Origin of the sequence: Nocardia thailandica NBRC 100428 (genome assembly GCF_000308795.1) — a bacterium.
Lineage (GTDB): Bacteria > Actinomycetota > Actinomycetes > Mycobacteriales > Mycobacteriaceae > Nocardia > Nocardia thailandica.
This window is the reverse complement of record NZ_BAGK01000292.1, coordinates 1-12950: the sequence shown is the minus strand read 5'-3', so window position 1 is coordinate 12950 and position 12950 is coordinate 1. Positions and strand designations below refer to the sequence as shown.

At 72.9% G+C, this 12950-nt stretch carries 14 protein-coding genes and 1 pseudogene; 4 read left to right on the top strand and 11 right to left on the bottom strand.

Features of this window, described 5'->3' with window-relative positions; all coding sequences use genetic code 11:
• Positions 1-1448 (bottom strand): annotated as a pseudogene (locus ON36_RS28845) (penicillin-binding transpeptidase domain-containing protein); the annotation flags it as partial.
• Positions 1449-1532: 84 nt separating this feature from the next.
• Entirely contained in the window at positions 1533-2489 is a 957-nt protein-coding gene (locus tag ON36_RS28840) for a helix-turn-helix transcriptional regulator (RefSeq protein WP_157225041.1), read from the bottom strand.
• A gap of 292 nt (positions 2490-2781) precedes the next feature.
• Here ON36_RS28840 and ON36_RS28835 point away from each other — a divergent pair, with 292 nt between their 5' ends.
• Entirely contained in the window at positions 2782-3954 is a 1173-nt protein-coding gene (locus tag ON36_RS28835) for a DUF3089 domain-containing protein (protein WP_245558241.1), read from the top strand.
• A gap of 5 nt (positions 3955-3959) precedes the next feature.
• Here the strand turns inward: ON36_RS28835 and ON36_RS28830 are convergent, their stop codons facing one another.
• The 7 genes from ON36_RS28830 to ON36_RS33035 all read right to left on the bottom strand — a co-directional run bounded on the left by ON36_RS28830 (position 3960) and on the right by ON36_RS33035 (position 8926).
• Positions 3960-4196, bottom strand: a complete 237-nt coding sequence (locus ON36_RS28830) for a hypothetical protein (RefSeq protein ID WP_043660290.1) — start codon at positions 4194-4196, stop codon at positions 3960-3962.
• 110 nt (positions 4197-4306) lie between these two features.
• On the bottom strand, positions 4307-4468 hold the full coding sequence (locus ON36_RS35115) for a hypothetical protein (RefSeq protein ID WP_157225040.1): 162 nt from the start codon (positions 4466-4468) through the stop codon (positions 4307-4309).
• A gap of 37 nt (positions 4469-4505) precedes the next feature.
• Positions 4506-4991 carry an STAS domain-containing protein gene (locus tag ON36_RS28825; protein WP_043660287.1) on the bottom strand — a complete coding sequence of 162 codons (486 nt, stop codon included), beginning with the start codon at positions 4989-4991 and terminating at the stop codon, positions 4506-4508.
• Between the two features lie 455 nt (positions 4992-5446).
• Entirely contained in the window at positions 5447-6631 is a 1185-nt protein-coding gene (locus ON36_RS28820; RefSeq protein ID WP_052314456.1) for an AI-2E family transporter, read from the bottom strand.
• A gap of 31 nt (positions 6632-6662) precedes the next feature.
• Positions 6663-7487, bottom strand: a complete 825-nt coding sequence (locus ON36_RS28815; protein ID WP_052314455.1) for an alpha/beta fold hydrolase — start codon at positions 7485-7487, stop codon at positions 6663-6665.
• Between the two features lie 112 nt (positions 7488-7599).
• Entirely contained in the window at positions 7600-8253 is a 654-nt protein-coding gene (locus ON36_RS28810; RefSeq protein ID WP_052314454.1) for an MBL fold metallo-hydrolase, read from the bottom strand.
• A 223-nt stretch (positions 8254-8476) separates the two neighbouring features.
• Positions 8477-8926: a DUF3052 family protein gene (locus ON36_RS33035; protein WP_052314453.1), complete on the bottom strand. Its 450-nt coding sequence runs from the start codon at positions 8924-8926 to the stop codon at positions 8477-8479.
• A gap of 247 nt (positions 8927-9173) precedes the next feature.
• Here ON36_RS33035 and ON36_RS28800 point away from each other — a divergent pair, with 247 nt between their 5' ends.
• Positions 9174-9506 carry a YnfA family protein gene (locus tag ON36_RS28800; RefSeq protein WP_085999713.1) on the top strand — a complete coding sequence of 111 codons (333 nt, stop codon included), beginning with the start codon at positions 9174-9176 and terminating at the stop codon, positions 9504-9506.
• A 58-nt stretch (positions 9507-9564) separates the two neighbouring features.
• On the opposite strand, the gene proS is transcribed toward ON36_RS28800, so the two are convergent.
• Positions 9565-11004, bottom strand: coding sequence for a proline--tRNA ligase (gene proS / locus ON36_RS28795; protein WP_043660282.1), 1440 nt, complete (start codon positions 11002-11004; stop codon positions 9565-9567).
• Positions 11005-11159: 155 nt separating this feature from the next.
• On the opposite strand from proS, the gene ON36_RS28790 reads away from it, so the two are divergent.
• Positions 11160-11594, top strand: coding sequence for a helix-turn-helix domain-containing protein (locus tag ON36_RS28790; protein ID WP_043660279.1), 435 nt, complete (start codon positions 11160-11162; stop codon positions 11592-11594).
• 5 nt (positions 11595-11599) lie between these two features.
• Here the strand turns inward: ON36_RS28790 and ON36_RS28785 are convergent, their stop codons facing one another.
• Complete coding sequence (locus ON36_RS28785) at positions 11600-12058, bottom strand: SRPBCC family protein (RefSeq protein WP_043660277.1); 459 nt, start codon at positions 12056-12058, stop codon at positions 11600-11602.
• Positions 12059-12178: 120 nt separating this feature from the next.
• Between ON36_RS28785 and ON36_RS28780 the strand changes: the two genes are divergently transcribed.
• Positions 12179-12950, top strand: a 772-nt coding sequence (locus ON36_RS28780) for a Ppx/GppA phosphatase family protein (RefSeq protein WP_245558240.1), incomplete at its 3' end; no start/stop codon positions are given.

The window sequence follows — 12950 nt, the reverse complement described above, 5'->3', positions numbered from 1 at the left end:
ACGCACGATGGCGGGCGCGGGCGCGGAGCCGTGCGCGAGCGAGGCGGCGACCAGGGCCATCCCGAACGGCGAGGCGGTGACGCTGCCCTGCCCGATGCTCGACTCGACCTGTTCGGCGGGATTGCGCGCGGCCGGGACCTTGCCGGTCACGGTCGTCAGGCCGGGCGTCACGTAGTCGACTCCGAGCCCCAGTTGCGCGGCCGCGGAGGTCAACCCGTCGGGGGGCAGCCGCACGCCCAGTTCGGCCATCGTGGTGTTGCACGAACGTGCGAAGGCGGTGTGCAGCGGGACCGGACCGAGGTCGAAACCGTTGTCGTTGGGGATGGTTCGCCCCTCGATGGTGGCCCGGCCCGGGCAGGGCAGCACGGTGTCGACATCGACGCCGCCCGCCTGCAGGGCGGCCGAGACGGTCACGGTCTTGAAGGTGGATCCCGGCGGATACAGGCCGGTCAGGGCGATCGGTCCCTGTGCGTCGGCGGGCGCGTTCTGGGCGACGGCGAGCACCTCGCCCGTCGACGGACGCAGCGCGACGAGGGCGGCGGGCTGCGCGATCGGGGCCAGCGCGGCCTCGGCCGCGTTCTGCAGGTCGATGTCGATCGTGGCGGGGATGTCGGGGGTGGGGTGGCGTCGGGGCCGGCGATGCGCTGGGTGCCCTCGGCGGTCTGCGCGCGGATCGCCCAGCCCGCCGCGCCGTCGGCCTGCTGCTGCCACAGTTCGGCCAGCCCCGCGGTGGTCGGTCCGGCCAGGGCCTTGTCGACGGTCAGCAGGCGGGTCTGCGGCGCGAGCGTCACGCCCCGCACGCCGCCCAGCGCGTCACGGAGCGGGGCGATGTCGGCCTCGCGCAGCGCGACCGCGGTGACCGGCTTGCCCTGGGCGGCGGACAGATCGGCCCGCAGGCCCGCCTCGGTGACGCCGTGCGGGGCCAGCGCCGCCGCCGCGGCGGCCACGTCGGCGTCGGGCGCGACGTTCACCAGGGTCACGACCTGCTGGGTCATCAGCTCGCCGCCCGAGGCGTCGAGCACCCGGGCCGGTTTCGGGTAGACGGGACTGTAGGTGAGCGGGCCGAGGTCGAGCCCGGGGGCGACGGTGGTCGGGTTCCAGGTGATCTTCCAGTCGTCGCCCGCGGCGGCGCCGCGGCTGGTGTAGGTCCAGGCGGTCCGGCCCTCCGGCCCGAATTTCCAGGTGGATTCGAGGGTGAAGGTCCGGTCCTCGGTGGCGGTCACGCGAACCGTGTCGTTCTTGCCGAGGTTCTCGAACAGGGTCGTCAGGCTCGCGCGGGCCGCGTCGGGAGCATCGGTGAGCGCTGCGGCGGTCGCCGCGTCACCGCTGCTCAGCGCGGCGGCGAACGCCTCGGCGACGGTCCGGGGCTGATCGGGTCCGGAGGAACACGCGACCGGCACGAGGGCGAGCGCCGCGAGCAGGACCGGTGTCTTGCGAGGGATGCGCACCCGACCGAGGGTAACCGGAGTGGCGGCGCGGCTCGGTGATCCGCGCGCCGGGGCCGACGCGCCCGACGCGGGCGCGGTTGCGGCTCACACCGCGCACGCCGTCGACTGCCGGTATTCCCTGGGCGTCATGGAGAACTCGTTCTGAAAGGCTCGATAGAAGGTTCGCTCGTTGCGGAAACCGGCCTCGGCGGCAATTGCCGCGATCGATTGTTCGGGGTGACGCAGGAGCGCGCGCCGCGCGAAATCCAGACGCAATTGCCGGAGCCGCCGCGCGACCCCGTCCTCGCCCACCACGCGGAACAGCGTGCGCCGTGACACCAGGCATGCGCGGGCGATGTCGTCGACGGTCAGGTCGGGGTCCTGGAAGTTCACCCGGAGAAACTGGGCCACCTGTTCTTTCAGGTGCACCGTGGCGGCCCGTTCCGAAACGCCGACGCTCAGGGACAGATCGATGAGCGCGGCGGTGAGCCGGGGTGCGTGCCCGGCGAGAATGGGCATATTCGACGGCTCGGTGACGGCCAGGTGCGCCAGGGACGTCAGGAAATGCGAGATCACCTGGGCCGAGGGTTGCGGGGTGACGATGACCGGCCCGCCGAACAGCGCTTCGCCGACCGTCGCCGACTCCACGACGACCTCGCGCCGCACCCGCATGACCAGCAGCGATCGTGATCGGTCGAGGCGCAGCCGCATCGGATGCGCGGTGTCGAAGACCGACATCGTTCCCGGGCGCAGTTCGGACATGTCGCGCGGTAACGCGCCCGGCAATTCGATGAGGACGATGACGAACTGCTCGTCGGCGCGGGCGATGTGCCCGGCATTCCGGGTCGATACGTGACCGCCGCAGCGGGACCACATCAGCGACATCGCGTCGGTGGAAACGAGCGGAACGATCTCACCGTGGAACGGAAAACCCTCGATCGGTGCCAGCGATACGGGCGCGGTCGTGTCGCCGACCACGGACTGCCAATAGTCCACCGCCTCGGCGGGGGCCACCTGGTCGGTACTCAGCCTTGCCATTCCGGGAAACAGCGATACCACCACCTCTGCGGCGAATTATGCACGCGCACAACGCTATCAGCCGGACGATCCCTTTTCGGAATGCGGCGCGCCACAATTCGCCGAGGACTATTCGGGTTCGGCGGCATCGCCTGTTCCCGGACACGGGGAATTCGAGAAAGATCCTGTGCCATTTCACAGGCGGCGGTAATTGCGGATGGAACGACCTCGTCGGTGCCCCACCACGACCGCCGGTCGACTCCGGTTCAACAGCTGTTGACTCCGGTTCAACAGTCGCCCTGGAGTGGCTCCGATCACAGCGCGGGAGGTGGGCCGGATGGCCAGGCAATCGGAGTTCATGGCCCGGAGACGGCCGAGACGCATCCGCTGGGTCGTCCTGATCGTGGCAGCGTTGGCGGCGGTCGGCCTTCCGGCGGCGGCGCCCGCCGCGCCCGCCCCGGCCGCGACGTGGCTGTGCCGGCCCGACACCGGCGGGGACCCGTGCGACCTGCCGTCGGACACGACCGACCTGCGGACCGGCGCCACCACCGCGGCGCTCCCCGGCGGCGACCGGCCGGTGGACTGCTTCTACGTCTACCCGACCGTCAGCAACGACATCGCCCTCGGCGCGCCGGCCACGGCCTCGCCGGAGGTCCGCTCCATCGCCCGATTCCAGGCCGCGCGCTTCGGCAGCGTCTGCCGGGTCTACTCCCCCGTCTACCGGCAGGTGCCCATCCTCGGCCTCGGGCCCGCGTTGCTGGGCGCCGGAGCCCTGTTCGACACCGGGTACGCCGACGTCGTCGCGGCCTGGCGGGACTATCTCGCCCGCGACAACGACGGCCGCGGCGTGATCTTCGTCGGCCACTCGCAGGGCACGATGATCCTGCGCAGGCTGCTGCGCGAGCATGTCGACCCCGACCCGGCGGTGCGCGATCGCGTGGTGGGCGCCTTCCTGATGGGCGGTAACGTCACCGCGGCCGAGAACGGCACGACCGGAGGCGATTTCGCCCACCTGCCGCTGTGCACGGCGGCGGGTGAGGCCGGCTGCGTGGTGGCCTACTCCACCGACACCACCGCGACGCCGTCGATCTTCGGCGCCAGCGACCTGGATCTGCTGTCGGGCGCGATGGGGCTACCCCACGGCCCCGGATTCCGGGTCGCGTGCACGGACCCGGTGGTACTCGCGGGAGACACCGAGCCGGTCGGGCTGACCGTGCCGAGCGACGGGTTCTCCTTCGGCTTCATCTCGGTACTGCTCGATATCACCGCGCTGCCGTCCCGCCCGCCGACCTCGGCCTCGACCTGGACGACCGGCCGGGCACGCGGCACCGGCGAGTGCGTCGATCCCGAGGGCTTCCACCGATACCGCATCGCCCTCGACGGCGGCGACCCGCTCAACGAGCTGCCGCTCATGAACACCCACCTCGCCGACCTGAATTTCGGCTTGGACCGCCTGGTGGGCATCGCGGCGCGGCAGAGCGCGACCTGGCAGGCCGGGCGCCCGGCCTGAGACGATCACAGCTGGGCGGTGTGTTCGGCCGGTTCGAGGCCCTCGGTGCGGCGCAGCATCTCGGCCGCGACCCCGAGCCGTTGCAGCGCGTCGGTCGAGAGCCCGGTCGCCGTGGCGAGCAGGGCGCGCAGCCGGGCGTCGTGCAGGCCGACCACCAGGACGCGGTCCACCCGCTCATCGAATGTCGCGTCGGGCTCGTCACCGTCGGGGTGCGCGAAGCTCCCGGGCGTCGTGAACTGCATGCCGGCCTCCTGCCGCGACCGCGCGCCATCCCGGCGATGGGCGCTCCGTCGCGCCTGTGCGGGCATTCCCGTTCCGGCGGCCGGTAATCAACGCGGCCGCCGGAACCGAATCAGGAGTCGGTGCGGCGGGCGGCCCGCTGGCCGCCGCGGCGGGTCTTGGGCGGGGCGAGATCGCCGTGCATGACCCGGTCCCACCAGGACTGCAGCGGACTGGGGTCGGGCCAGGAGACCTCCGGGTCGGTGGTGGATTCGTTGTCGAGTTCGTGGGACATGACCGCTCTTCGTTCTTCGCGAGCCGAAACCGGTTGTTCAGGCACTGGGAGTCGGAGCGAAGGACGCGGGGCGGCCCCGCGCCCGCGCGAGATCCGGCGCCGGGGACCCGACGGCGCGCGACCGGTCGGCCAGCGCGGTGACCAGGTCCGGGTACACCGGCAACCATGCCGACAGTCCCGCCGCGGCGACCACGCGGTGGACGACCGAGTGTTCGCGGTCGTCGACGCCGGCGATCTCCACCGGACACCGCCGGCGGACGCGCGCCAGGTCGAGGATCGCCCGCAGCGACAGGAACCCGCTGCCGGAGAGGTCGACGAGGAGGTGTCCGCTCCCACCGGCGACGGTGGCGGCGAGAGCGGAGTTCAGGAGGCCGTCCCAGCGGGACCGGGTGTGGGCGTCGACCTCGCCGCGGACGTGCAGGATCATCGCCTGCCCGCAGGGCTCCAGATCGGCGTCGAGCCGGTGCCAGGGGTCGTCGCCGGGTGCGGCGGTTCGGGGACGGGGTGGTTCGGGGCTGGTCATCGAGTACTCGTTTCCTCGTACCGGCAGGCCTCGCGCTGCCCCAGCGGTCCTGTCGGATCAACACCGGCTGGTCACTCCATCCCAGCACATTCCGGCCGATCGCGAGGTGGCCGTGATGCAGTTGGTGCCGGAAACAGCCGGAGGGAGGCCAGGTGTTCGCATTGCGGCTTCGCGTCAGGTGACGTTTGTCAGCCGTGCCCTTCTATCGGCGCCAGCTGCCGCTGGGAGATGCTCCACGAAACCGAGGGCCGCCAGGGCGAGGGACGCGCTCCCTGAGCACCCAGGGGCGGCAGTCCCTGCCCTGGCGGCCGCAGACCGCCGGGCCTGGCGAGGGGTCCATCTCGCCCGGCGGCGAACCCGGCCCGCGGATGATCGGAGCACCCCACACGGCCGGGGGTTCCTCGATCGCCCCTCGCTCCGAGGTCTACCCGGCCGCGCCGACCCGAATCACCCCGTCAGCTACCGGCTTCGGGCGCCGGTGGACCCACCGCCGCCTCGTCGGCGTCGGGCTCGTCCGACGGCGGCGCCGCGGTGGCCGCGTCGATCTGCTCCCCGATGTAGCGCAGCACGACCGCGATCATGGCCACGACCGGCACCGCGAGGAACGCGCCGGTGATGCCGTAGAGCGAGCCGCCTGCGGTCACCGCCAGCAGCACCACGACCGCGTGCAGCTCCATGCTGCGGCTCTGCAACACCGGCTGCAGCACGTTGCCTTCGAGCTGCTGCACCGCGATGACGACGCCGAGCACGATCAGCGCCGTGGTGAAGCCGTTGCCGACCAGGGCGACCAGCACCGCCAGCGCGCCGGCCACGAAGGCGCCGACCATCGGCACGAAGCCGCCGATGAAGGTGATCACCGACAGCACCATGGCCAGCGGCACGTCCAGGATGAACAGCGCCGCACCGATGCAGACCGCGTCGACGAGGCTGACCACCGCCTGGGTGCGGATGAACCCGCCCAGCGTCGCCCACACGCGCTCGAGCACCGTGGCCAGGTGACGGCCGCTGCGGTCCCCGCAGACCACGTGCATCCAGGGCAGCAGGCGCGGGCCGTCCTTGAGGAAGAAGAACACCAGGACCAGCACGAGGAACACGGTGATGAGCACCGAGGTCGCCGTCGACACCCCGGTGAAGACGCCGTTGGCGATCTGTGCGCCGCTGGACTGCAGCCGTCCCACGATGGCGTCCACCGCCGAGTCGAGTTGCTCGTCGCGGATGCGCAGGGGCGGACCCTGGACCCAGTCGCGGACCTGGTTGACCCCCGCGGTCGACTTGTCGACCAGTTCGGGCGCCTGGTCGGCCACCGAGGGCACGATCAGCGCGATCACCCCCGCGAGGGCCGCGAGGAAGCCCAGCAGCGTGACCGACGCGGCCGCGGCGGCCGGCCAGCCGTGCCGGGTCAGCCAGCGGGTCGGCGGCCACAGCACCGTGGTCACCACCACCGCCAGCGCGACCGGCAGCAGCACCACCCACAGCCGCGCGACGATCGAGCCGAGCACCCAGGCGCCCGCCGCGATGGCCACGATGCACAGCGACCATTTCGCGAGCCACAGCAGCCCGCCGCCGATGACGTCCCCGCGGTCACGCCGCGGCCTCCCGGCCGGTGCCGCCGCGCCCGCTTCCTTCTTCGCCCCACTCACGCCGCCAGTCTGACACGCGCGCGCCGTCGGGTCACCGCCGCGGATCGCCGAGCCGGGTGACCTCGCGCACGGCGTCGGCGACCGCGCGGAAGTCCTTGCGCAGGACGGCGCCGTGATTGCTCGGCACCTTCGCGGCGACGCGGATGTGCGGATTGCCCGCCGTCACGGCGTCGAGCCCGCGCCGGATCCGCTCCTGCTCGTCGCCCTTGCTGCCGAACGACGTGCCCGAGGCGACCACGTATCGCACCGGGACGGTGATCGCGTCGAGCACCGGCGCGAGTTCGCTCGTCCGCGACAGCCGACCGAGTTCGATGTTGCTCTCGGCCTGCTGCGCGGCGCTCATCCTCGGCGCGAGCCCGGTGGGCCGGGCCAGCGGCATCACCCAGCCCAGCCGCCGGAACAGCGTGCGGATGCGCCGCTCCATGGCGTCGTCGAGCCAGTCGTAGGGGAACGCCCCGTCGACGAGTACCGCGCCGAGGACCCGTTCGGGGTTCCGCGCGGCCCAGTGCGCCCCGACGACAGCGCCGTAGGACCACCCGACCAGGACGGCCCGCCGCACCCCACGCGCGGCCAGCACGGCGTCGACGTCCCGCAGCGCCGCCGCGAAGGAGTAGTCGGCCGAGCGTCGTGACCTGCGTCCCCGCGCCCGCTCGTCGAAGGTGATGTGCCGGAATCCCGGCCCCAGTTCCGCGATCGTCTTCCGCCAGTATCCCTGGGTCGCGAACTGCCCGTTGAGGTAGATCACCGGCAGCCCCGGCCCGCCGCTGTCGGTGACCGCGAGCGCCGTGTCGTCCACCTCCACCATCCCGCTCCAGGCATCGCCGAGGTCACCGTGTCCCTTGTGCCGCACCGTCATCGAACTCCACTCCTCCGGTCGGTTCCGATCGAATGCGGCAACTCTCGCCGCGCGACCTGACACCGCCCTGACACGACGCTGACACCACGAGCAGCGTCGGCGGAGTGGGTCCTCAGACCGTGAGCGTCCGCCCGTCGGACAGCCGCTCGTAGCGCACGTCGCCGAGCAGGCCCGACAGCTGGTCGGTGAGGGTGCGGCCGACGTCGTTGAGGTCGCCGTCGTGGATGGGCACCACGATGCCGGGGTGCAGGGCGGCGACGTAGTCGGCGGCGTCGGCGAACCGCATCCACGGGCCGCTGACCGGCAGGAACATCACCTCGAGGGCGGGCGCGTCCGGGACGGCGGGGAACGCGTCGCCGGGATGCAGGAGGCGGTCGGCCACGAGGTAGGCGACATTCGTGAGGTCGGGCACGGCCGGATGGATCGCGGCGTGCGTGCCCGCGATGGCGCGGACGGCCACGCCCGCGGCCTCGAAGCGCGTGTCCCGGTCCACCGCCTCGACCTGCTCCCCCGCCGCGCCGGCCGCGCGCAGGCGTTCGACCACGGTGGACGGCGCCCAGGCCCGGCTGCCGGGGGTCGCGGCGAGGGCGCCCGCGAGCCGCTCGACGTCGACGTGATCCTCGTGGTCGTGCGTGACGAGGAAGGCGTCGACCTGCGTGAACGCCGAATCCGGCGCGAGCACGCCGGGGTCGACGACGATCACCGCCTCCCCGGCTTCGAGCCTGACCGTGGCATGTCCCGGTGCGCTGATCACGATGGGCGTCATCTCTGCTCCCGCAGTCTCGTGCCGATGGATGGGTCGAACGGACCCCCGCATTCTGCCGGTCCCCGTCGCGGGTCACGCCGTTGACGCGCCCGTGACGACCGTTTCCCGAACGGCTTCGCGGGCGCCGCACCCGGCCGCCCGGCGCTCCGTCCCGGCGCGGGTCGGCGAATCGGGCACGGCGCCGGGGTTTCTCGCCGATCCCGGCGACGACCCGGGCGGCGCGTCACGCCACGTGCAGCCGGGTTCCCGTCCAGTGGGGGCGGACCAGCATGCCGGGCTCGGCGAACGCCTCCGCGGCGCGGGCAGCCGACAGGATGCGGGCGTCGCCGATGTGGCCGGGCCTGCCCGCGGCGGGCGTGAACAGCCAGATCAGGCTGGTGGTGGTCTCGACGAGCCCGGCCAGCACGGCGGCCAGGTCACCGTCGCCGTCGCGGAACCACACGACGGCGATGTCGGCGTCGCCGGGATGGGCGCCGTCGAGCGGGCGTCGGGTGGTCGCGGTCGCGATGGTCTCGGCGAGACCGTGATCGATGTCCTCGCCGACACCGAGGTGACGGACCCGGTGGTGCGCGAGGATCCGGAGCCGACGGCGCGTCAGGGTGTCCGCCGGGGAGGGGGCGGGCGCGGCGGGCGTCGTGGCCGGCCGGTCGGGGCGCAGTCTGCTCTCACCCATGTCCGGCGACCTTAGTTCGGCAAACATTCGGACACCACCCCTCCCGCCGAAGTGTTCGCCGTTCCGGGCGCGCGGGCTTCGCTTTTCGTACACCCCGGCATCCGCTCAGCTTCCGCTCGTGTGCGCCGGTCGCGGGGCACCGCCGCACCGCCGCGCCCGGCGGCAGGACCCGGCCGCCACCGCACGCCCGGTCGCTCGCGTGGTGGTCGGCGGCCGCCGAGCGCACTCTCTAGGCTGTGGGCCCATGATCGTGCTGCGCTCCGTCCTGCTGTTCGCGCTGGCCGCCGTCGCCGAGATCGGCGGCGCCTGGCTGGTGTGGCAGGGCGTGCGCGAGGACCGCGGGTGGGTGTGGGCCGGTGCGGGGGTGCTCGCGCTCGGGGCCTACGGTTTCGTGGCGACCCTGCAACCCGACGCGCACTTCGGCCGGATCCTGGCCGCCTACGGCGGGGTGTTCGTGGCCGGTTCCCTGCTGTGGGCCATGGCGCTGGACGGTTTCCGGCCGGACCGCTGGGACGTGATCGGCGCGGCGATCTGCCTGGCCGGGGTAACGGTGATCATGTACGCGCCGCGCGGGGCCTGACCGGCCCGGCCGCCGTGGGACCGGCCTCGGACACGTTCGGCCCCACGGGATTCCGTGCTCAGTAGGCGCGGGCGAAGATCACCCGCCTGCCGTAGGCGGAGGGGGCGCCGCAGCGCACGCAGGCGCCGGAGTCGGCGCGGCCGTCGAGCGGGACACAGCGGGGCGTCGCGGCGGTCTCGGCCTTGATGTCGTCCTCGCAGGCCGGGCGGCCGCAGTGCAACGCGACGGCCCACCCGCGCGCCACCGCGGCGGCGAAGCCGGCCCAGTCGTCGACCGCGCGGGTGTGCTCGTCGCGGAACCGCGTGGCCCGCTCGAGCAGGTGGGTCTGGAATTCGGCGAGGATGCCCGGCATCGCCTCGGGCACGTGCGCGAGGGGGACGGTCTCCCGGCCCGCGTCACCGAGCCGCCGGACCAGCACGGCGGTCCCGGCCGCCAGGTCGCGCGGCCCGAGCTCGAGCCGGACCGGGACGCCGCGCCTCTCCCACTCGTGAAACTTCCAGCCCGGCGTCTGATCCCGGTCGTCGACCCGCACGCGGACACCCGCCGCGCGCAGCCGGGCAGCGAGGTCGTCGGCGGCCGCGACGACCTCGCCGGCCGACGCGCCGCGCGTGATCGGCACGATCACGACCTGCCAGGGCGCCAGGCGCGGCGGGAGCACCAGGCCGCGGTCGTCGCCGTGTGTCATGACGACGCCGCCGAGCATGCGGGTGCTCATCCCCCAGGACGTGGTGTGGCACAGCGTGTCCCGGCCGTCGGCGGCGGCGTAGCGGATGCCGAACGCCCGCGCGAAGTTGGTGCCCATGTAGTGGGAGGTGCCTGCCTGCAGCGCCTTGCCGTCGCGCATCATCGCCTCGATGGTGACGGTCTCGACCGCGCCCGCGAACCGCTCGCCCGGCGTCTTGCGGCCGGGCACGACCGGCATCGCGGCCAGCTCCCGGGCGACCGCGGCGTAGATGCCGAGTGCCAGGTCGGTCTCCGCCCGCGCCCCGGCCTCGTCGGCGTGCGCGGTGTGGCCCTCCTGCCACAGGAACTCGGTGGTACGCAGGAACATACGCGGCCGCATCTCCCAGCGGACCACGTTGGCCCACTGGTTGAGCAGCATCGGCAGGTCCCGGTGTGAGCCGATCCAGCGGGCCATCATCGCCCCGACGACGGTCTCGCTGGTGGGCCGCACCACCAGCGGTTCCTCGAGTTCCTTGCCGCCTGCGTGGGTGACCACGGCCAGTTCGGGCGAGAAGCCCTCCACGTGCTCCGCCTCGCGCCGCAGGTAGGACTCGGGGATCAGCAGCGGGAAGTAGGCGTTCTCGTGGCCGGTGTCCGCGAGCCGGCGGTCGAGCTCGGACTGCAGGAGTTCCCAGAGGCGGTAGCCGTACGGTCGGATGACCATGGTGCCCTTGGCCGGTCCCCGGTCGACGAGCCCGGCCTTGACGACCAGCTCGTTGTACCAGGTGGAGAAATCCTCGCTCTGGGCGGTCGGACCGCGCTCATCCCGTGCCATGGGCCGAGACTATCGGCGCGGTCCAGCGGTTTTTCGTACCCGGGAGCGGCCGACTTTGGTATCCGGAACAAACCGACCGGCCGCCCCGTGGTTTTGTTGCCCAGAGTTTGCGACACCGCTTGCCCCCGCACCCGCGTCCGGACGATTCTGGCACGGTGTCAGCGGAAGGCAGTGGGCGCGAGACCCGGTCGACGTTCGCGGCGCGGCTCGACGCCCTGTTCGCCCGGCCGAGGGAACCCGGCTGGGCGCCGCAGACCAATCGCGCCGTCGCGGCGGCGTTGACCGCGCGCGGCTACGCGGTGTCGGCGCCGTATCTGTCGCAACTGCGCTCGGGGCAGCGCGCGAACCCCTCCCCGCGCATCGTGGCCGCACTGGCCGGGTTCTTCGGTGTCGAGCCCGGCTACTTCTACGGTCCCGACGCCGAACGGCCCGCGCCGCAGGACCTGGCGCTGGTGTCGTGGTTGCGCTGCGAGCCGATGCGCGAGCTGCTGTCCCACGCCTACCATGTCCCGCCCGAATCCCTGGAGCTGCTGCTGCGGTTCACCGAGATACTGCGGACGTCCGAGGGACTCACCGATCCGCCGCTCTGACGGGCTCAGGCCCGGCCCGCGGCGTGCCGGCCGACGGCGATGTCGGCCAGGCGGTCGAGGGTCTCGCGGTTGCGGGCGCCCAGCAGCAGCGCCTGGACCCGGCGCGGCAGGTAGCGGCCGGGTCCGCGCACGACCTCCTCGCTCATGCTGACCGCGGTCTCGCCGGGACCCGCCGGGCGCAGGTCGAACCGGATGTCGGCGGCGCCGAAAGGCCACAGCCGCCCGTGCAGCGCCAGCCTGCGTGGGCGGTCGGCGTAGGTGACGGAGGTGGAGTCGTCGACGGTCAGCGGCCAGAGGCCGACGCTGTGATGGATGCGGCTGCCGACCTCCGGCCAGTTCTCGTCGACATCGCGGATGTGGGAGGCGCCGACGACCCACCCGACGAAGGACCACCCGTCGGCGAGGACGGCGTAGACGTCCTCGGGGGGTGCCTCGATGATCCTGTGCACGGTGGGGGCGCTCATCGGTGATCCTCCCGATCCGGAACTGGGCAGGTGGTCTCGGGACCTGATGTACCCGCCGGCACCGGGACCAACCGGCCGGTCCGGCGCTTTCGCCTGCCGGGTGCGGGGTATAGCCGTCCCATGAGATCCGGCATTCTCGACATCGGCTCGAATTGTGCCCAGTTCCTCGTGGTCGAGACGTTCCCCGGTTCGCCTCCGCTGCCGGTCCACCGGGCCAAGGAGGCGATCCTGCTCGGGGAATCGCTGACCACGACGGGGGCGATCGAGCCCGCGGGGGTGAGCCGGACCGTCGACGCGGTACGGCGGACCATGGCCGCCGCGCGCCGGTTCGAGGTGGACGACTTCTACGCGTTCGTCACCGCGGCCATCCGCGACGCCCCGAGCCGCGACGACGTGCTGGACCGGATCGAGGACGCCGCCGGATTCCGCCCGCAGTACCTCAGCGGGGTACAGGAGGCGCGGCTGACCTACCACGCGGTGCGCCACTGGTACGGCTGGCGGGCGGGCACGCTGCTCATGCTCGACATCGGCGGCGGATCGATGGAGATCGTGCTGGGCCGCGACATCGAACCGTCCTTCGCCGCCTCGCTGCCGCTGGGCGCGGGCAGGCTGACCCGCGAGTTCTTCACCGACGATCCCCCGAGCCGCACCGAACGCCGGGACCTGCGCCGTCACGTGCGCGAATGCCTGGCCCCGGTGCGCGACCGGTTGCAGTGGGAGGACGTGCCACGCCGGGTCGTCGGCAGCTCCAAGACCTTCAAGCAGCTGGCCCGGCTCAGCGGTGCGGCGCCCCAGCGGCGGGGCCGTTCGTCACCCGGCACCTGGTCCGCGACGACCTCGGCTGCCGCGCCAGGGAACTGGCCGCGCTCAGCGCCGAGGAGCGCGCCGGTCT

Excerpts from the sequence above, each read along its gene's own strand:
- ON36_RS28835 (WP_245558241.1), top strand. The coding sequence starts at position 2,782 with ATGGCCAGGCAATCGGAGTTCATGGCCCGGAGACGGCCGAGACGCATC.
- ON36_RS28830 (WP_043660290.1), bottom strand. The coding sequence starts at position 4,196 with ATGCAGTTCACGACGCCCGGGAGCTTCGCGCACCCCGACGGTGACGAG.
- ON36_RS35115 (WP_157225040.1), bottom strand. The coding sequence starts at position 4,468 with ATGTCCCACGAACTCGACAACGAATCCACCACCGACCCGGAGGTCTCC.
- ON36_RS28825 (WP_043660287.1), bottom strand. The coding sequence starts at position 4,991 with ATGACCAGCCCCGAACCACCCCGTCCCCGAACCGCCGCACCCGGCGAC.
- ON36_RS28815 (WP_052314455.1), bottom strand. The coding sequence starts at position 7,487 with ATGACGGTGCGGCACAAGGGACACGGTGACCTCGGCGATGCCTGGAGC.
- ON36_RS28810 (WP_052314454.1), bottom strand. The coding sequence starts at position 8,253 with ATGACGCCCATCGTGATCAGCGCACCGGGACATGCCACGGTCAGGCTC.
- ON36_RS33035 (WP_052314453.1), bottom strand. The coding sequence starts at position 8,926 with ATGGGTGAGAGCAGACTGCGCCCCGACCGGCCGGCCACGACGCCCGCC.
- proS (WP_043660282.1), bottom strand. The coding sequence starts at position 11,004 with ATGGCACGGGATGAGCGCGGTCCGACCGCCCAGAGCGAGGATTTCTCC.
- ON36_RS28785 (WP_043660277.1), bottom strand. The coding sequence starts at position 12,058 with ATGAGCGCCCCCACCGTGCACAGGATCATCGAGGCACCCCCCGAGGAC.